The organism is Enterobacter cloacae complex sp. EB5 (assembly GCF_031432835.1).
In the GTDB taxonomy this organism is placed as follows: Bacteria; Pseudomonadota; Gammaproteobacteria; order Enterobacterales; family Enterobacteriaceae; genus Enterobacter; species Enterobacter hormaechei_C.
In genome coordinates, this window is the sequence record NZ_CP133860.1 from 2,231,797 (window position 1) to 2,250,681 (window position 18,885).

The window sequence follows — 18,885 nt, forward strand, 5'->3', positions numbered from 1 at the left end:
GGTGGAAATCACGCAGCCGCAGTGAGGTGTGCTAAGATGCGATGACTTGAGGTCAAAAAAACGAAAGGAAGAATGATGGACTCACTGGCTTCGCTTTATAAAAATCATATCGTTACCCTACAGGAACGTACCCGCGATGTACTGGCCCGCTTCAAGCTGGATGCCCTGCTGATCCACTCCGGCGAGCTGATGAATACTTTTCTTGATGACCATGCTTATCCCTTCAAGGTTAACCCGCAGTTTAAAGCCTGGGTGCCTGTCACGCAGGTTCCAAATTGCTGGCTGCTGGTGGATGGCGTGAACAAGCCGAAACTGTGGTTCTACCTGCCGGTCGATTACTGGCACAACGTGGAGCCGCTGCCGACCTCATTCTGGACCGAAGAAATTGACGTGATTGCGCTGCCAAAAGCAGACGGCATTGGCAGCCAGCTGCCAGCGGCGCGCGGCAACATCGGCTACATTGGTCCGGTTCCTGAGCGTGCGCTGGGTCTGGATATTCCGGCAGATAAACTCAACCCGAAAGGCGTGCTGGATTATCTGCACTACTATCGCGCCTACAAGACCGACTACGAACTTTACTGCATGCGTGAAGCGCAAAAAACGGCGGTGAATGGCCACCGTGCGGCGCATGAAGCGTTCCAGTCCGGTATGAGCGAGTTCGATATTAATCAGGCCTACCTGACGGCGACCGGCCACCGCGATACCGACGTGCCGTACAGCAACATCGTGGCGCTGAATGAACATGCCTCGGTTCTGCACTACACCAAACTGGATCATCAGGTTCCGGCTGAGATGCGCAGCTTCCTGCTGGACGCGGGGGCTGAGTACAATGGTTATGCGGCAGACCTGACCCGTACCTGGGCGGCGAATGCGGACACTGATTTTGCGCAATTGATCAAAGACGTGAACGACGAACAGCTGGCGCTAATTGGCACCATGAAGGCCGGAACCAGCTACGTGGATTATCACATCCAGTTCCATCAGCGCATCGCTAAACTGCTGCGTAAGCATCAGATTGTCAAAGACATGAGCGAAGAGGCGATGGTTGAGAACGATCTGACCGGGCCATTTATGCCGCATGGTATCGGCCACCCGCTGGGGTTGCAGGTTCATGACGTCGCGGGCTTTATGCAGGATGATACCGGTACGCACCTGGCGGCACCGTCTAAATATCCTTATCTGCGCTGCACCCGCGTTCTGGCGCCGCGTATGGTATTGACCATCGAGCCGGGCATCTACTTTATTGAATCCCTGCTGGCGCCGTGGCGCGAAGGGCAATTCAGCAAGCACTTCAACTGGGAGAAAATTGAAGCGCTGAAGCCGTATGGCGGCATTCGTATCGAGGATAACGTGGTTATTCACGAGAACAGCATTGAGAACATGACGCGAGATCTTAAGCTGGCCTGATGGAAAGCTGGCTGATACCGGCCGAGCCGGTCACCTTTGTTGAGGAGATCAAGAAAAGCCGCTTTATCACGCTGCTGGCGCATACCGTCGGCGTGGAGGCGGCGAAGGCGTTCGTCGAGTCCGTCCGCGCGCAGCACCCCGATGCCCGCCATCACTGCGTGGCGTGGGTCGCCGGGCCGCCAGACGACTCACAGCAGCTCGGATTTTCTGACGACGGTGAACCGGCGGGTACGGCCGGAAAACCGATGCTCTCCCAGTTGATGGGCAGCGGCGTGGGTGAAATCACCGCCGTCGTGGTCCGCTACTACGGGGGCATTTTGTTAGGCACCGGAGGGCTGGTTAAAGCCTACGGAGGTGGTGTCCAGCAGGCGCTTAATCTGCTGATAACAACCCGCAAAACGCCACTTACGGAATATACTTTGTTATGCGATTACGCCCAGCTATCGGGTATCGAAGCACTGCTTAAACAGTTTAACGGTGTCATCGCACACAGTGATTATCAGGCAATGGTGCAATTACGCGTGGCGCTTCCTCAGGCGGAACTGGCTGCTTTTTCAGCAAAACTCGCTGATTTTAGTCGCGGTTCATTGCAATTACTGCCGATTGAAGAATAATCCCCACCTCACAATTTTGAATACCTAAGGAAGCGGCAGAGATGCATTTTCGTGCCATTACCCGAATCGTTGGATTGCTGGTCATACTTTTCTCCGGGACAATGATCATTCCCGGACTGGTGGCGCTCATCTACCGGGACGGTGCGGGGCGTGCATTTACGCAAACCTTTTTTGTCGCGCTGACGATTGGCTCCCTGCTGTGGTGGCCAAACCGCCGTGAGAAAGGTGAACTGAAATCCCGGGAGGGGTTTCTGATTGTGGTCCTGTTCTGGACGGTACTGGGAAGCGTGGGTGCGCTGCCGTTTATCTTCTCCGAACAACCGAATCTCACCGTCACGGATGCGTTTTTTGAATCGTTCTCCGGATTAACGACCACCGGGGCCACCACGCTGGTGGGGCTGGATTCGCTCCCGCATGCGATTCTCTTTTACCGGCAGATGCTCCAGTGGTTCGGCGGTATGGGGATCATCGTCCTGGCGGTGGCTATCCTGCCCATTCTGGGCGTCGGGGGGATGCAGCTCTACCGGGCGGAGATGCCCGGCCCGCTGAAAGATAACAAGATGCGCCCGCGTATTGCGGAGACGGCGAAGACCCTGTGGCTTATCTATGTCCTGCTGACGGTGGCCTGCGCGCTGGCGCTGTGGTTTGCCGGGATGCCTGCGTTTGATGCCATCGGGCACAGCTTTGCGACTATTGCTATCGGCGGGTTCTCCACTCACGATGCCAGCGTCGGCTACTTCGACAGCCCGACAATCAATACCATCATTGCCATCTTTCTGCTGATTTCAGGCTGTAACTACGGTCTACACTTCTCGTTGCTTAGCGGACGGAGCCTGAAGGTGTACTGGCGCGACCCGGAATTCCGGATGTTTATTGGCGTCCAGCTGACCCTGGTGGTTATCTGTACCCTGGTACTGTGGTTCCACGATGTTTATAACTCGGCGGTCACGACCCTGAACCAGGCCTTCTTCCAGGTGGTATCGATGGCAACAACCGCCGGTTTCACCACGGACAGTATTGCGCGTTGGCCGCTGTTCCTGCCGGTGCTGCTGTTGTGCTCTGCGTTTATCGGCGGTTGCGCCGGGTCAACGGGCGGCGGTCTGAAGGTGATCCGCATCCTGCTGCTGTTCAAGCAGGGGAATCGTGAGCTGAAACGTCTGGTCCACCCGAATGCGGTTTACAGTATTAAGCTGGGGAACCGCGCGCTGCCGGAGCGCATCCTCGAAGCAGTGTGGGGATTCTTCTCCGCTTATGCACTGGTCTTTATTGTCAGTATGCTGGCGATTATCGCCACGGGCGTGGATGATTTCTCTGCCTTCGCCTCTGTGGTGGCAACGTTAAACAACCTGGGGCCGGGGCTGGGCGTCGTGGCGGATAACTTCGCCAGTATGAACCCGGTGGCGAAGTGGATCTTAATCGCCAATATGCTGTTTGGGCGTCTTGAGGTCTTTACGCTGCTGGTGCTGTTTACCCCAACATTCTGGCGTGAGTAAGGAGACATTGGTGAAAACGTTAATTCTTTTCTCAACGCGTGACGGGCAAACGCGTGAGATTGCTTCATATCTGGCTTCCGAACTCAAAGAGCTGGGCATTTATTCTGATGTGGTGAACCTGAATCGCACAGAGCAGATTGCCTGGCAGGATTACGACCGCGTGGTCATTGGCGCTTCAATTCGCTACGGCCATTTCCATCCGGCGCTGGATCGCTTTGTGAAAAAGCATACGGCGGAACTCGCTCAGCTGCCTGGCGCGTTTTACTCGGTCAACCTGGTTGCCCGTAAAGCGGAGAAGCGTACGCCGCAGACCAACAGCTATACGCGCAAGTTTTTGCTGAGTTCGCCATGGCAGCCCGATATCTGTTCTGTCTTTGCTGGCGCGCTGCGTTACCCGCGTTACCGCTGGTATGACCGCTTTATGATCCGCCTGATCATGAAAATGACGGGCGGGGAAACAGATACGCGTAAAGAAGTGGTGTATACCGACTGGGCTCAGGTCGCCAGTTTTGCCCGTGAAATTGCGCGTTTAACGGACGATGCGCGGGTTAAATAAGCGTTGAGTTTGAAAAGTGAGCGAACGAAAAGTTTTTTGTATTTAGTGCTTGTCACTTCAGAAGAACTCCCTATAATGCGCCTCCACTGACACGGAACAACGGCACGCAAGCCGCCGGGTCAGCAGAGAAAAGCAAAATAAACGCTTGACTCTGAAGCGGGAAAGCGTAATATGCACACCCCGCGCCGCAGCGAAAACGAAGCGGCACTGCTCTTTAACAATTTATCAGACAATCTGTGTGGGCACTCAAAGTGACATGGATTCTTAACGTCGCAAGACGAAAAATGAATACCAAGTCTCAACGAGTGAACACGTAATTCATTACGAAGTTTAATTCATTGAGCATCAAACTTTTAAATTGAAGAGTTTGATCATGGCTCAGATTGAACGCTGGCGGCAGGCCTAACACATGCAAGTCGAACGGTAACAGGAAGCAGCTTGCTGCTTCGCTGACGAGTGGCGGACGGGTGAGTAATGTCTGGGAAACTGCCTGATGGAGGGGGATAACTACTGGAAACGGTAGCTAATACCGCATAACGTCGCAAGACCAAAGAGGGGGACCTTCGGGCCTCTTGCCATCGGATGTGCCCAGATGGGATTAGCTAGTAGGTGGGGTAACGGCTCACCTAGGCGACGATCCCTAGCTGGTCTGAGAGGATGACCAGCCACACTGGAACTGAGACACGGTCCAGACTCCTACGGGAGGCAGCAGTGGGGAATATTGCACAATGGGCGCAAGCCTGATGCAGCCATGCCGCGTGTATGAAGAAGGCCTTCGGGTTGTAAAGTACTTTCAGCGGGGAGGAAGGTGCTGAGGTTAATAACCTCAGCAATTGACGTTACCCGCAGAAGAAGCACCGGCTAACTCCGTGCCAGCAGCCGCGGTAATACGGAGGGTGCAAGCGTTAATCGGAATTACTGGGCGTAAAGCGCACGCAGGCGGTCTGTCAAGTCGGATGTGAAATCCCCGGGCTCAACCTGGGAACTGCATTCGAAACTGGCAGGCTAGAGTCTTGTAGAGGGGGGTAGAATTCCAGGTGTAGCGGTGAAATGCGTAGAGATCTGGAGGAATACCGGTGGCGAAGGCGGCCCCCTGGACAAAGACTGACGCTCAGGTGCGAAAGCGTGGGGAGCAAACAGGATTAGATACCCTGGTAGTCCACGCCGTAAACGATGTCGACTTGGAGGTTGTGCCCTTGAGGCGTGGCTTCCGGAGCTAACGCGTTAAGTCGACCGCCTGGGGAGTACGGCCGCAAGGTTAAAACTCAAATGAATTGACGGGGGCCCGCACAAGCGGTGGAGCATGTGGTTTAATTCGATGCAACGCGAAGAACCTTACCTACTCTTGACATCCAGAGAACTTTCCAGAGATGGATTGGTGCCTTCGGGAACTCTGAGACAGGTGCTGCATGGCTGTCGTCAGCTCGTGTTGTGAAATGTTGGGTTAAGTCCCGCAACGAGCGCAACCCTTATCCTTTGTTGCCAGCGGTTAGGCCGGGAACTCAAAGGAGACTGCCAGTGATAAACTGGAGGAAGGTGGGGATGACGTCAAGTCATCATGGCCCTTACGAGTAGGGCTACACACGTGCTACAATGGCGCATACAAAGAGAAGCGACCTCGCGAGAGAAAGCGGACCTCATAAAGTGCGTCGTAGTCCGGATTGGAGTCTGCAACTCGACTCCATGAAGTCGGAATCGCTAGTAATCGTGGATCAGAATGCCACGGTGAATACGTTCCCGGGCCTTGTACACACCGCCCGTCACACCATGGGAGTGGGTTGCAAAAGAAGTAGGTAGCTTAACCTTCGGGAGGGCGCTTACCACTTTGTGATTCATGACTGGGGTGAAGTCGTAACAAGGTAACCGTAGGGGAACCTGCGGTTGGATCACCTCCTTACCTTAAAGAACCTGCCTTTGTAGTGTCCACACAGATTGTCTGATGAAAAACAGCAGTAAAAAACCTCTACAGGCTTGTAGCTCAGGTGGTTAGAGCGCACCCCTGATAAGGGTGAGGTCGGTGGTTCAAGTCCACTCAGGCCTACCAAATTTTTGCTGATGCTGCGTTGCGGCGACACTCACATACATAAGTATGCTTCGTGTCACCACGCCTTGCCTCAACAAAAATTACCGGTACAGAGGTGACTACGATGGGGCTATAGCTCAGCTGGGAGAGCGCCTGCCTTGCACGCAGGAGGTCTGCGGTTCGATCCCGCATAGCTCCACCATCTTTTACTGCGAACACAAGAAAACTTCAGAGTGAACCTGAAAAGGTGCACTGCGAAGTTTTGCTCTTTAAAAATCTGGATCAAGCTGAAAATTGAAACGACACACAGCTCATGTGTGTTCGAGTCTCTCAAATTTTCGCGACCATGAAGTGAAACATCTTCGGGTTGTGAGGTTAAGCGACTAAGCGTACACGGTGGATGCCCTGGCAGTCAGAGGCGATGAAGGACGTGCTAATCTGCGAAAAGCGCCGGCGAGGTGATATGAACCTTTGACCCGGCGATGTCCGAATGGGGAAACCCAGTGTGTTCCGACACACTATCGTTAACTGAATACATAGGTTAACGAGGCGAACCGGGGGAACTGAAACATCTAAGTACCCCGAGGAAAAGAAATCAACCGAGATTCCCCCAGTAGCGGCGAGCGAACGGGGAGCAGCCCGGAGTCTGAATCAGCTTGTGTGTTAGTGGAACGGTCTGGAAAGTCCGACGGTACAGGGTGATAGTCCCGTACACGAAAGCACACTTGCTGTGAACTCGAAGAGTAGGGCGGGACACGTGGTATCCTGTCTGAATATGGGGGGACCATCCTCCAAGGCTAAATACTCCTGACTGACCGATAGTGAACCAGTACCGTGAGGGAAAGGCGAAAAGAACCCCGGCGAGGGGAGTGAAAAAGAACCTGAAACCGTGTACGTACAAGCAGTGGGAGCACCTTCGTGGTGTGACTGCGTACCTTTTGTATAATGGGTCAGCGACTTATATTCTGTAGCAAGGTTAACCGTATAGGGGAGCCGAAGGGAAACCGAGTCTTAACTGGGCGTTAAGTTGCAGGGTATAGACCCGAAACCCGGTGATCTAGCCATGGGCAGGTTGAAGGTTGGGTAACACTAACTGGAGGACCGAACCGACTAATGTTGAAAAATTAGCGGATGACCTGTGGCTGGGGGTGAAAGGCCAATCAAACCGGGAGATAGCTGGTTCTCCCCGAAAGCTATTTAGGTAGCGCCTCGTGAACTCATCTTCGGGGGTAGAGCACTGTTTCGGCTAGGGGGCCATCCCGGCTTACCAACCCGATGCAAACTACGAATACCGAAGAATGTTATCACGGGAGACACACGGCGGGTGCTAACGTCCGTCGTGAAGAGGGAAACAACCCAGACCGCCAGCTAAGGTCCCAAAGTCATGGTTAAGTGGGAAACGATGTGGGAAGGCACAGACAGCCAGGATGTTGGCTTAGAAGCAGCCATCATTTAAAGAAAGCGTAATAGCTCACTGGTCGAGTCGGCCTGCGCGGAAGATGTAACGGGGCTAAACCATGCACCGAAGCTGCGGCAGCGACACTTATGTGTTGTTGGGTAGGGGAGCGTTCTGTAAGCCGTTGAAGGTGTGCTGTGAGGCATGCTGGAGGTATCAGAAGTGCGAATGCTGACATAAGTAACGATAAAGCGGGTGAAAAGCCCGCTCGCCGGAAGACCAAGGGTTCCTGTCCAACGTTAATCGGGGCAGGGTGAGTCGACCCCTAAGGCGAGGCCGAAAGGCGTAGTCGATGGGAAACAGGTTAATATTCCTGTACTTGGTGTTACTGCGAAGGGGGGACGGAGAAGGCTATGTCAGCCGGGCGACGGTTGTCCCGGTTTAAGCATGTAGGCGGAGGTTCCAGGTAAATCCGGTACCTTATTAACGCTGAGGTGTGATGACGAGGCACTACGGTGCTGAAGTGATAAATGCCCTGCTTCCAGGAAAAGCCTCTAAGCATCAGGTAACACGAAATCGTACCCCAAACCGACACAGGTGGTCAGGTAGAGAATACCAAGGCGCTTGAGAGAACTCGGGTGAAGGAACTAGGCAAAATGGTGCCGTAACTTCGGGAGAAGGCACGCTGATGTGTAGGTGAAGCCCCTGCGGGCGGAGCTGAAATCAGTCGAAGATACCAGCTGGCTGCAACTGTTTATTAAAAACACAGCACTGTGCAAACACGAAAGTGGACGTATACGGTGTGACGCCTGCCCGGTGCCGGAAGGTTAATTGATGGGGTTAGTGGTAACACGAAGCTCTTGATCGAAGCCCCGGTAAACGGCGGCCGTAACTATAACGGTCCTAAGGTAGCGAAATTCCTTGTCGGGTAAGTTCCGACCTGCACGAATGGCGTAATGATGGCCAGGCTGTCTCCACCCGAGACTCAGTGAAATTGAACTCGCTGTGAAGATGCAGTGTACCCGCGGCAAGACGGAAAGACCCCGTGAACCTTTACTATAGCTTGACACTGAACACTGGTCCTTGATGTGTAGGATAGGTGGGAGGCTTTGAAGCGTGGACGCCAGTCTGCGTGGAGCCGTCCTTGAAATACCACCCTTTAATGGCTGGTGTTCTAACGTAGACCCGTAATCCGGGTTGCGGACAGTGTCTGGTGGGTAGTTTGACTGGGGCGGTCTCCTCCCAAAGAGTAACGGAGGAGCACGAAGGTTGGCTAATCCTGGTCGGACATCAGGAGGTTAGTGCAATGGCATAAGCCAGCTTGACTGCGAGCGTGACGGCGCGAGCAGGTGCGAAAGCAGGTCATAGTGATCCGGTGGTTCTGAATGGAAGGGCCATCGCTCAACGGATAAAAGGTACTCCGGGGATAACAGGCTGATACCGCCCAAGAGTTCATATCGACGGCGGTGTTTGGCACCTCGATGTCGGCTCATCACATCCTGGGGCTGAAGTAGGTCCCAAGGGTATGGCTGTTCGCCATTTAAAGTGGTACGCGAGCTGGGTTTAGAACGTCGTGAGACAGTTCGGTCCCTATCTGCCGTGGGCGCTGGAGAATTGAGGGGGGCTGCTCCTAGTACGAGAGGACCGGAGTGGACGCATCACTGGTGTTCGGGTTGTCATGCCAATGGCACTGCCCGGTAGCTAAATGCGGAAGAGATAAGTGCTGAAAGCATCTAAGCACGAAACTTGCCCCGAGATGAGTTCTCCCTGAGACTTTAAGTCTCCTGAAGGAACGTTAAAGACGATGACGTTGATAGGTCGGGTGTGTAAGCGCAGCGATGCGTTGAGCTAACCGATACTAATGAACCGTGAGGCTTAACCTTACAACGCCGAAGATGTTTTGGCGAACGAGAGACAGACACGATTTTCAGCCTGATACAGATTAAACAGAATTTGCCTGGCGGCTTTAGCGCGGTGGTCCCACCTGACCCCATGCCGAACTCAGAAGTGAAACGCCGTAGCGCCGATGGTAGTGTGGGGTCTCCCCATGTGAGAGTAGGGAACTGCCAGGCATCAAACAAGTGAAGAGGCCATCCGCAAGGATGGCCTTTTTGCGTTTCTGCACCTGCTTCCTTTCCATAAACAAATCACCTATCCCCCCATATATACGGTAAACTATCCCGGTTTTTGCATCAGGATAGCGTCTATGAATCACTCCCTTAAGCCCTGGAATACCTTTGGTATTCAACGGAATGCTAATCAAATTGTACGTGCCGACAGTGCTCAGCAGTTGCTGAATGCATGGCAAAACGCAACAGAAAACGGTGAACCCGTACTTATTCTGGGCGAAGGAAGTAATGTCCTGTTTCTCGATGATTTTGCGGGGACGGTAATCGTCAATCGCATCATGGGGATTGGGTGTAAAGAGAGCGCTGACAGCTGGCATTTACACGTGGGTGCTGGCGAGAACTGGCATCATCTGGTGCAATATACCCTTGAAAAAGGGATGCCCGGACTGGAAAACCTGGCCCTGATCCCGGGCTGTGCAGGATCATCTCCTATTCAAAACATCGGTGCCTACGGCATCGAACTGAAACACGTCTGCGAATATGTCGACTGCATCGAACTCGCGACCGGAACGGCGAAGCGCCTGACCGCAGAGCAGTGCCGCTTTGGCTATCGCGACAGCATTTTCAAGCACGACTATCAGAATCGTTTCGTCATTGTGGCCGTTGGTCTGCGCCTGGCGAAAACCTGGAAACCCATTCTGACATACGGCGATCTGACCCGTCTTGACCCGGCTACCGTCACACCGCGTGAGGTATTTGATGCCGTTTGCCATATGCGAATGACCAAGCTCCCGGACCCGAAAGTTAACGGAAATGCGGGTAGTTTCTTTAAAAACCCGGTGATCAGCAGCGAAAATGCAAAAGCGTTTCTCGCTGGCTGGCCAACGGCCCCGCATTATCCTCAGGCGGACGGCAGCGTGAAGCTGGCCGCAGGCTGGCTTATCGATCAGTGTGAATTAAAAGGTACTACTCTTGGTGGCGCTGCTGTTCATCGTCAGCAGGCGCTGGTACTGATCAACCAGTCCAACGCGACGAGTGAAGATGTCGTCAACCTGGCGCATCATGTTCGCCAGCGCGTGGGCGAAAAATTCAATGTCTGGCTGGAGCCTGAAGTTCGCTTTATTGGCCGAACGGGCGAAGTGAATGCCGTGGAGACCATTGCGTGAAGGACAATACTATTCCGTTAACTCTCATCGGTATCCTTGCTGATGGCGAGTTTCATTCTGGCGAGCAGCTGGGCGAACAGCTGGGCATGAGCCGTGCTGCGATCAATAAGCATATTCAAACGCTCCGCGACTGGGGCGTGGATGTGTTTACGGTGCCGGGAAAAGGCTACAGCCTGCCGGAACCGATCCAGTTACTGAATGAAGAGATCATCCGCAGCCAGATTGGGCACGGTAACGTCGCGGTATTGCCGGTCATTGATTCGACGAACCAGTATCTGCTGGATCGCCTGAGCGAGCTGAAATCCGGTGATGCCTGCGTTGCCGAGTACCAACAGGCAGGACGTGGCCGCCGGGGGCGTAAGTGGTTCTCACCATTTGGCGCCAACCTCTACCTGTCCATGTACTGGCGGCTTGAACAGGGGCCAGCTGCGGCCATCGGACTGAGCCTGGTCATCGGCATTGTTATGGCAGAGGTGTTGCACGATCTGGGTGCCGACCAGGTGCGGGTAAAATGGCCCAACGATCTGTATCTCAACGATCGAAAGCTGGCGGGCATCCTCGTCGAACTGACGGGAAAAACAGGCGATGCCGCACAGATCGTCATTGGCGCGGGGCTGAACATGGTGATGCGAAACGTGCAGAACGATGTCGTGAACCAGGCCTGGACCAACCTACAGGAAGCGGGGATCACCATCGATCGCAATACGCTTGCCGTCCGCATGATCAATGAGTTGCGTAGTTCGCTGACGCTCTTTGAACAAGAGGGGTTAGCGCCATTCCTGTCTCGCTGGGAAAAGCTGGATAACTTTATTAACCGACCGGTGAAGCTGCTGATTGGGGATAAAGAGATTTACGGCACGTCACGCGGCATTGACGCGCAGGGCGCGTTGCTTCTTGAACAGGATGGCGTGATTAAGCCCTGGGTGGGCGGTGAAATTTCGTTACGAAGTGCGGAGTAACCCTCTCCCCACAGGGGAGAGGGTGTAGCAGGTCACTGCGGATACGGCACCCAATCCCCGGCATTCAGTCGGACATAAGGCTTATTCTGATACTGGATCACCACCGCATTGGCGTTTTCCGATACCTCCGCCGTCTGCGGCAGTCCGCTGGTGAGCTGATCCCAGTTCACGCTATCTTCCACAAACAGCTTACCGTCTACAGCGCGAGCAACCAGTTCCGAGATAGCCAGATAGCTGCTTGGCTGGGTGATTTCAATGGGCGCTCCCTGATGCGGCGCCTTCATACCAAAGAACTTAATCCCGGCCGGAACGTTAGTGATGGACGGGCTTGGGATATCGCGCAGACCAGACACCTGCATCCTGTCGCCTTTCAGCGCTCCCCCATGTTCCGGTACGACCACCACCATCACTTTACGGCCTGATTTTTCCAGCTCGTTGAAGAACGCGTTCAGCTCGTCAAAGAACTTCTGCGCACGGGCCTTATAATCGGCCGTTTTACTTACGCCGGGATAATGGTTTCCGTCGTGCAGCGGCAGCGTGTTATAGAACGTCGCACTACGTGTCCCTTCCTCTTTGCCGACGGTATCTAACCAGCGCTGAAGCACGGCGGTATCGTCATACACCGGCGAGCCATCAAAGCCCAGCAGCGTTACCGGCAGCCCTTTCTGGTCCATCAGCGGGGCCTGCATGCCTCCCTGTTCACGCACTTCTTTCAGGAAGTTACCGAACTGACCGTTATGGCCCATCATCAGATGCTGGGTAAAGCCCAGTTTTGCCAGGTTATCAAACAGGTAACACTGGTTAGCTGCCGGCTGGTAGAGGTTCTTATGCGAAGGCTGTCCGCAGCTGGCGCGTAGCAGGCGGATAGCCGCCGGGCCGCTGTACGACGTGGCCGAGTTGAAGTCCTTGAATTGAATATCGAAATGCGACCACAGCGGGTGCGACATCAAACCAGCCGCGTCAACGTCAGCCCAGGACAAAGAACAGATGTTAATGACCAGCAGCTCAAACGGCTGAGCATCGGCAGGCAGCGCGTCCGGGAATTTCGTCTGACGCTTATCTTCCGCAGCGTAAAAACTGGAGAGCCACGCGTTCAGGTTAGTGGATGTCGGCGGTGCAGTCTGCGCTGGAATATCCCCAACCACAGGCGTATCCCCTGCTGTCGCAACGGTCGCGGCGGCGGAACCGCCCGTGGTGGTCACGGTTGTCGTCGGCTGACCGGCTGGCCACAGCGAGAAGCTCGGACCCGTCAGCGTCAGAACGTTAAGCCAGATCATAATCGCGACGACAAACACCGTCACCCGGATCCACTGAGACAGGAACAACCAGGCGACCAGCAGGACAAATACCGCGCCAATCATCTGCCAGTTAATAAAGCGCTCAACCAGATCGAGCATATAGTCCGCACTGAAACCTGCGACCTGGGAGCCCTGGCTCATGATGCTTTCAGGGCCGGGCAGCCAGGTATCATGCCAGAACAGGGCGAAACCGATGGGAATAGCGACCCAGTGACGTATACGGTGCAGCCTGAAGTTCGGGATTGGCATCAGCAGGAATGCCATAAACACCAGGTTAAGCAGAGGGTGGAAATTAAGATAGCCTGCCCACAGCAGACCAAACTTCACCAGAAAGTAGAAATTCCAGCCGGACAGGCCGCGCCAGTATTGCCAGAGTGGCGATGGCGCCGAAGAGGTATAGGTAGAATTAGTCATGTTTTCGGTTTGCCTTGACGTTCGGAGCGCGAGTCAGTGTTCCGGCGGGTTTAATATAGCGAGGTTTGACGAACAGTAATCTGACCGTATCGCGAATACGGCGCAGGGAATGGCGTGCATAGTAGCCAAGCGGCAAAAAAATCAGCGCGCACAGAACAACCAGTTGGATGATATCGCTGATATTCATAATGGCGCGCTCTCCTTGTTCTCATCCAGTAAGCGTAGCGGCTCAGGTACCCGACGCCAGACATGCCCGTCATGTTTCGCATTGAGTACCGGTTTGGCACCGCTGGTGACAGGCAACGGTTTGGCCCACTTTTCAGGAGCCAGGGCACGCATCTGGACAAGCTCAGCGCTGATCAAATTATCTTCAAACCAGACCATGCGGTTCGAGAAGATATCCCCGGTAGGAAGCGGGAAGATATGGTTAAGCGCCGTATCCAGATCGTTCACCCGGCAGAAGGAGAGGAACAGCACCAGGCGGTTATCGCCAATGGTCATGATGTCCCCGATACGGTTAGGGCGGCACAGAGTAAGTGCCTGCTCAACGCGAATGCCCGGCACGGGGCGCAGGGCAACCATCACCCCTTTTCCGTCTGCCGGTAACAGCGTATTGCTCATCATGTTGCCCACTGCATCGCAGAAGGTGTCCCATTTCTGGTAGCCGCGCAGTTTCATCGGCTGCGTCATTGAAAGCAGGGTGCTGATATCTTCCGGAACATGTCGATTAAACTGCTGACCCTGGATGCTTTCGATCAGCGTCAGACAGCGCGACAGGGGAGCATTCCACGGGATGACCATATTCGCGCCGCAGCCCAGTAATAAGCGCTCATCGGTGGCGCGCAGGCTGGTATTATTTTCACGCACCACAATTTTTAACGCGCTCCCGCGCTGGCGACGTAATGTGTGAATGTGTCTTGCCAGCGTTTCGATTTGGTTATTTTGGATCAACGAGAAGATAATGGTCGCCGCCTGCGTGGTGCGCGCCTCATCAAATAAGGCTTCATTGGTATCGAACAGTGACCAATGCTCAGACAGTGCAGGCGCACCTTCCAGTACCGCAATATGGCTCAGAACGCGTTTTTCATCACTGCGTGGCTGAACTACCGTCTCTTCCTGTTGAGCAAGATGCCACTCATCCCCGACATGTTTAAGGGTAAGTTGTTGTCGGGAGCTCACCCCTTTTTCATTGCACCAGAAAGCCACGTCGTAAAGATGGCTGTCGGTCTGGACACGAATACTGGCCAGGCCATAGAGGGAACGGTATTCACTCATTAAAAGTGAAAAAAGCTTGTCATTATTACTGCCTGGGTTAACAACCAATAAGGTGCAATTTTGATTTTTTGCCCATCTGTTGATTCTTTCCAGCCATTTCAGCAGTTTTTCAGACGGGATATTTTGCAGGCCGTTATTAGAGCATTTTAGAATCAGTAAATAGTGTTCGGGAACAATAGAACACTGAATATCGCGGGGTAAAAAGGATAGACTGTCAGCCTCCGCAGGCATGGAAAATAATTGTACTGTCTGGGGTCCACGGTCACTGTCGAGCCTGATGATTGACTTCGGCTCTTCGCCCATCGTAATGACGGCCACGCGGGAATCCTTCCCCTGCGCCGCTATCGTCTGGTTTACCAGACTGATGGCATCTTCATTACGATCCGTATTAACCCACCAGACTCCTCCGACTGGCATGTGGCGCAATTCGTCCCATAATGACTGGATGCCAATAGAAAATATGGAGTCCACGGTGTCCCTCTTTTCGTCGAATTTCTATGTCTCTCAGTTTACTAGCGAAAGCGTAGAAATAAACCTAACATTGAAATTAAAGAACATCAGATTTAGCATGTAAATGAAATTTAGTGGGCAGGACGCCTCGCTGCATCTGAATCTTATGATTTTACTCAAAGGGATGAAAAAAGAATGCAAAATAACGAACCCGCAACCCCAGTCGACTCAAGTCTGGGTTACACATTCCAGAACGATTTTTTGGCACTCACGCAGGCTTTTTCTTTGCCTGAAATAGATTACACCGATATTTCCCAGCGGGAACAGTTGGCGGCGGCTATTAAACGTTGGCCGTTATTAGCTGAGTTTGCCCAACAACAATAAGGAAGCCATTGATGGCTGTACTAGGATTACAGGGCGTCCGTGGTGGGGTAGGTACAACTTCCGTTACCGCGGCGCTGGCGTGGTCATTGCAGGTATTAGGTGAATCGGTACTGGTCATTGATGCCTGTTCCGATAATTTGCTGCGCATGTCATTCAATGTCGACTTTACGCATGCAAACGGCTGGGGACGTGCGCTTCTGGACGATAAAGACTGGCGGGATGCGGGTTTGCGTTATACCTCCCAGCTCGATTTGCTTCCCTTTGGTCAATTGACCGAAACCGAGCGCGGGAATGAAGCCGCGTACCAGCGCCTGTTCTCTCGCTTCATCACCGCATTGCAGAGCCTGAAAGAGAGCGGGCACTATCAGTGGATCCTGCTGGACCTGCCGCACGGTGCCGCGTCGCTGACCCGCCAGCTGCTGGCGCAGTGCGACCATGTGCTCTCCATCGCGAACGTAGATGCGAATTGTCATATCCGTCTGCACCAGCAGCCGATGCCTGCCAATGCCCATATACTGATCAACGATCTGCGCATTGGCAGCCAGATCCAGGACGATCTCTACCAGGTCTGGCTCCAGAGTCAGCGCCGCCTGTTGCCGATGGTGATCCATCGTGACGAAGCGATGGCGGAGTGTCTCGCGTCGAAACAACCCCTCGGGGAGTACCGTAGCGATTCACTGGCGGCGGAAGAGATCCTGACGCTGGCCAACTGGTGTCTGCTGCACTTTGCTAAAAGGCCGGAGCCTGCCGGGAGTTCAGTATGAGCCGCCTGACTAACTGGCTGCTCATCCCGCCGGTCAGTTCGCGCTTAAGTGAACGCTACCGCCATTACCGTCATCACGGCGCCTCGTCGCTGAGCGCAGCGCTGGGCTGTTTGTGGATGATTCTGGCGTGGATGTTCATCCCACTTGAGCATCCCCGCTGGCAACGCATTCGCGCGCGCCACGGTGAACTCTATCCGCATATCAACCCTGACAAGCCGCGTCCGCTGGATCCCGCGCGCTACGCTATTCAGTCCATCTGGCTACTGACGACCTCAACGGGCGCGGAGAAAAAAACGTCCCGCTGGCGCAGCTTCGATCGCGTGCAGAACCTGCGTGAACACTACCACCAGTGGCTTGACCGGCTACCCGACCGGGTGGGCCACAGAACGGGTCATTTAGATAACCACAAAGAGCTCGGGCACCTACACCCGGGCTTGCGGCGTTTTATTCTCGGCGTGGTTGTGGTGTTCTCGCTGATTCTGGCGCTGGTCTGTATTACCCAGCCCTTCAACCCGCTGGCGCAGTTCACCTTCCTGATCCTGCTGTGGGGCGTGGCGCTGCTGGTGCGGCGCATACCAGGGCGTTTTTCTGCCCTGATGCTGATTGTGCTGTCGCTGACCGTCTCCTGCCGCTACATCTGGTGGCGATATACCTCAACGCTGAACTGGGACGACCCGGTCAGCCTGGTGTGCGGCTTAGTGCTGCTGTTTGCTGAGACTTACGCCTGGATCGTGCTGGTGCTGGGTTACTTCCAGGTTATCTGGCCGCTGAATCGACAGCCGGTGCCGCTGCCAAAAGACACGACCCAGTGGCCTACGGTGGACCTCTTCGTGCCGACCTACAACGAAGACCTGTCGGTGGTAAAAAACACCATTTACGCCGCGCTGGGTATCGACTGGCCGAAGGATAAAATCAAAATCTGGATCCTCGATGACGGTGGCCGCGCCGAGTTCCGCCAGTTCGCGGACGAAGTGGGGGTAGAGTACATCGCCCGTACCACGCATGAACACGCGAAAGCCGGTAACATCAACAATGCGCTGAAATATGCCAAAGGGGAGTTCGTCTCTATTTTCGACTGCGACCACGTGCCAACGCGCTCGTTCCTGCAAATGACCATGGGCTGGTTCCTGAAGGAGAAAGAGCTGGCGATGATGCAGACGCCGCACCACTTCTTCTCGCCGGACCCGTTTGAACGTAACCTCGGCCGTTTCCGTAAAACCCCGAACGAGGGCACGCTGTTCTATGGACTCGTGCAGGACGGCAACGACATGTGGGACGCCACGTTCTTCTGCGGCTCCTGTGCGGTGATCCGCCGCAAGCCGCTGGATGAAATTGGCGGGATCGCCGTCGAGACGGTCACGGAAGATGCGCACACCTCGCTGCGTCTGCACCGTCTTGGCTATACCTCCGCCTACATGCGCATTCCTCAGGCGGCGGGGCTGGCCACGGAATCCCTGTCGGCGCACATCGGCCAGCGTATTCGCTGGGCCCGCGGCATGGTGCAAATTTTCAGGCTCGATAACCCGCTGATGGGTAAAGGGCTGAAGCTGGCGCAACGGCTGTGCTACGTCAACGCCATGTTCCACTTCCTGTCGGGTATTCCACGGCTTATCTTCCTCACTGCGCCGCTGGCGTTCCTGCTCCTTCACGCTTACATCATCTATGCGCCTGCGCTGATGATTGCCCTGTTCGTTCTGCCGCACATGATCCACGCCAGCCTGACGAACTCGAAGATTCAGGGGAAATATCGCCACTCCTTCTGGAGTGAAATTTACGAAACGGTGCTGGCCTGGTACATCGCGCCGCCAACCATGGTGGCGCTGATTAACCCGCATAAAGGGAAATTCAACGTCACCGCGAAGGGCGGGCTGGTGGAAGAGGAGTATGTCGACTGGGTGATCTCCCGGCCCTATATCTTCCTGGTGCTGCTGAATATTGTGGGGGTGATTGTTGGGATCTGGCGTTACTTCTACGGCCCGGAAAACGAAATTCTGACGGTCTTCGTGAGTATGGCGTGGGTGTTTTATAACCTGATTATCCTCGGTGGCGCGGTGGCGGTATCGGTGGAGAGCAAACAGGTTCGCCGCGCGCATCGCGTCGAAATCAGCATGCCAGCGGCCATTGCTCGCGACGATGGACATCTCTTCTCCTGTACCGTACATGACTTTTCGGATGGCGGTCTGGGTATCAAGATCAACGGTCAGGCGAAGGTGCTGGAGGGGCAGAAGGTCAACCTACTGCTTAAGCGCGGCCAGCAGGAGTATGTCTTCCCGACGCAGGTGGTGCGTGTGAGAGGAAATGAAGTGGGTCTGCAACTGATGCCGCTGACTAAAAAGCAACACATTGATTTTGTGCAGTGTACGTTTGCCCGCGCGGATACGTGGGCTCTCTGGCAGGACAGCTTCCCTGAGGATAAGCCTCTGGAAAGCCTGCTGGATATTCTTAAGCTGGGGTTCCGTGGCTATCGTCACCTTGCAGAATTTGCCCCGTCGTCGGTGAAATTAATTTTCCGGTCACTTACTTCACTGGTTTCCTGGGTCGTGTCGTTCATTCCGCGTCGACCTGAGCGAGATGAAGCGAAGCAGGCGGACCCGGTTATGGCTCAACAATGATGATA

At 54.4% G+C, this 18,885-nt stretch carries 12 protein-coding genes, 2 tRNA genes and 3 rRNA genes; 14 read left to right on the top strand and 3 right to left on the bottom strand.

The features are described 5' to 3' along the window. The first annotated feature begins 75 nt into the window (after positions 1 to 75). From pepQ to birA, 11 genes are all read left to right on the top strand, one after another. Positions 76 to 1,407, top strand: a complete 1,332-nt coding sequence (pepQ, locus tag RHN82_RS10610) for a Xaa-Pro dipeptidase (protein ID WP_017382602.1) — start codon at positions 76 to 78, stop codon at positions 1,405 to 1,407. Then, entirely contained in the window at positions 1,407 to 2,021 is a 615-nt protein-coding gene (locus RHN82_RS10615) for an IMPACT family protein (protein ID WP_047052460.1), read from the top strand. The genes pepQ and RHN82_RS10615 overlap by 1 nt, the downstream gene beginning before the upstream one ends. Before the next feature lie 41 nt (positions 2,022 to 2,062). Further along, on the top strand, positions 2,063 to 3,514 hold the full coding sequence (gene trkH / locus RHN82_RS10620) for a Trk system potassium transporter TrkH (protein WP_006808591.1): 1,452 nt from the start codon (positions 2,063 to 2,065) through the stop codon (positions 3,512 to 3,514). 10 nt (positions 3,515 to 3,524) lie between these two features. After that, positions 3,525 to 4,070 carry a menaquinone-dependent protoporphyrinogen IX dehydrogenase gene (gene hemG / locus RHN82_RS10625; protein WP_047052459.1) on the top strand — a complete coding sequence of 182 codons (546 nt, stop codon included), beginning with the start codon at positions 3,525 to 3,527 and terminating at the stop codon, positions 4,068 to 4,070. 355 nt (positions 4,071 to 4,425) lie between these two features. Beyond that, positions 4,426 to 5,967 (top strand): 16S ribosomal RNA (locus RHN82_RS10630). 70 nt (positions 5,968 to 6,037) lie between these two features. After that, a tRNA-Ile gene (locus RHN82_RS10635) sits at positions 6,038 to 6,114 on the top strand. 105 nt (positions 6,115 to 6,219) lie between these two features. Beyond that, positions 6,220 to 6,295, top strand: a tRNA-Ala gene (locus RHN82_RS10640). 171 nt (positions 6,296 to 6,466) lie between these two features. Continuing rightward, positions 6,467 to 9,372, top strand: a 23S ribosomal RNA gene (locus tag RHN82_RS10645). A gap of 73 nt (positions 9,373 to 9,445) precedes the next feature. Then, a 5S ribosomal RNA gene (rrf, locus tag RHN82_RS10650) occupies positions 9,446 to 9,561 on the top strand. The 16S, 23S and 5S rRNA genes sit together here with 2 tRNA genes alongside, the layout of an rRNA operon. A 134-nt stretch (positions 9,562 to 9,695) precedes the next feature. Continuing rightward, the gene (gene murB / locus RHN82_RS10655; RefSeq protein ID WP_047052458.1) at positions 9,696 to 10,724 is read left to right on the top strand and encodes a UDP-N-acetylmuramate dehydrogenase; all 1,029 of its coding nucleotides are present in this window, start codon (positions 9,696 to 9,698) and stop codon (positions 10,722 to 10,724) included. Beyond that, a complete protein-coding gene (gene birA / locus RHN82_RS10660) occupies positions 10,721 to 11,683 on the top strand; it encodes a bifunctional biotin--[acetyl-CoA-carboxylase] ligase/biotin operon repressor BirA (RefSeq protein WP_003861169.1) in 963 nt (320 codons plus the stop codon). The genes murB and birA overlap by 4 nt, the downstream gene beginning before the upstream one ends. 32 nt (positions 11,684 to 11,715) lie before the next feature. Here birA and bcsG read toward each other — a convergent pair whose 3' ends face one another. From bcsG to bcsE, 3 genes are read right to left on the bottom strand one after another with little or no spacing between them, the layout of a single operon-like run. Then, positions 11,716 to 13,395, bottom strand: coding sequence for a cellulose biosynthesis protein BcsG (gene bcsG / locus RHN82_RS10665; protein WP_017693804.1), 1,680 nt, complete (start codon positions 13,393 to 13,395; stop codon positions 11,716 to 11,718). Further along, positions 13,388 to 13,582 (bottom strand): cellulose biosynthesis protein BcsF, encoded by a 195-nt coding sequence (gene bcsF, locus RHN82_RS10670; RefSeq protein ID WP_006808586.1) that lies wholly within the window; start codon positions 13,580 to 13,582, stop codon positions 13,388 to 13,390. The genes bcsG and bcsF overlap by 8 nt, the downstream gene beginning before the upstream one ends. Then, positions 13,579 to 15,141, bottom strand: coding sequence for a cellulose biosynthesis c-di-GMP-binding protein BcsE (gene bcsE, locus RHN82_RS10675; protein ID WP_047052457.1), 1,563 nt, complete (start codon positions 15,139 to 15,141; stop codon positions 13,579 to 13,581). The genes bcsF and bcsE overlap by 4 nt, the downstream gene beginning before the upstream one ends. Positions 15,142 to 15,315: 174 nt before the next feature. On the opposite strand from bcsE, the gene bcsR reads away from it, so the two are divergent. From bcsR to bcsA, 3 genes are read left to right on the top strand one after another with little or no spacing between them, the layout of a single operon-like run. Continuing rightward, positions 15,316 to 15,504, top strand: a complete 189-nt coding sequence (gene bcsR, locus RHN82_RS10680) for a cellulose biosynthesis protein BcsR (RefSeq protein WP_003861175.1) — start codon at positions 15,316 to 15,318, stop codon at positions 15,502 to 15,504. 11 nt (positions 15,505 to 15,515) lie between these two features. Continuing rightward, a complete protein-coding gene (gene bcsQ, locus RHN82_RS10685; protein WP_003861177.1) occupies positions 15,516 to 16,268 on the top strand; it encodes a cellulose biosynthesis protein BcsQ in 753 nt (250 codons plus the stop codon). Beyond that, positions 16,265 to 18,880, top strand: coding sequence for a UDP-forming cellulose synthase catalytic subunit (gene bcsA / locus RHN82_RS10690; RefSeq protein WP_047052456.1), 2,616 nt, complete (start codon positions 16,265 to 16,267; stop codon positions 18,878 to 18,880). Before bcsQ ends, bcsA begins: the two co-directional genes overlap by 4 nt. Positions 18,881 to 18,885: the final 5 nt, after the last annotated feature.

What these genes read in the sequence shown, in the direction of transcription:
- bcsQ (WP_003861177.1), top strand. Translation starts at nt 15,516, where the DNA reads ATGGCTGTACTAGGATTACAGGGCGTCCGTGGTGGGGTAGGTACAACT.
- bcsA (WP_047052456.1), top strand. Translation starts at nt 16,265, where the DNA reads ATGAGCCGCCTGACTAACTGGCTGCTCATCCCGCCGGTCAGTTCGCGC.
- murB (WP_047052458.1), top strand. Translation starts at nt 9,696, where the DNA reads ATGAATCACTCCCTTAAGCCCTGGAATACCTTTGGTATTCAACGGAAT.
- pepQ (WP_017382602.1), top strand. Translation starts at nt 76, where the DNA reads ATGGACTCACTGGCTTCGCTTTATAAAAATCATATCGTTACCCTACAG.
- bcsR (WP_003861175.1), top strand. Translation starts at nt 15,316, where the DNA reads ATGCAAAATAACGAACCCGCAACCCCAGTCGACTCAAGTCTGGGTTAC.
- RHN82_RS10615 (WP_047052460.1), top strand. Translation starts at nt 1,407, where the DNA reads ATGGAAAGCTGGCTGATACCGGCCGAGCCGGTCACCTTTGTTGAGGAG.
- trkH (WP_006808591.1), top strand. Translation starts at nt 2,063, where the DNA reads ATGCATTTTCGTGCCATTACCCGAATCGTTGGATTGCTGGTCATACTT.
- bcsG (WP_017693804.1), bottom strand. Translation starts at nt 13,395, where the DNA reads ATGACTAATTCTACCTATACCTCTTCGGCGCCATCGCCACTCTGGCAA.
- bcsF (WP_006808586.1), bottom strand. Translation starts at nt 13,582, where the DNA reads ATGAATATCAGCGATATCATCCAACTGGTTGTTCTGTGCGCGCTGATT.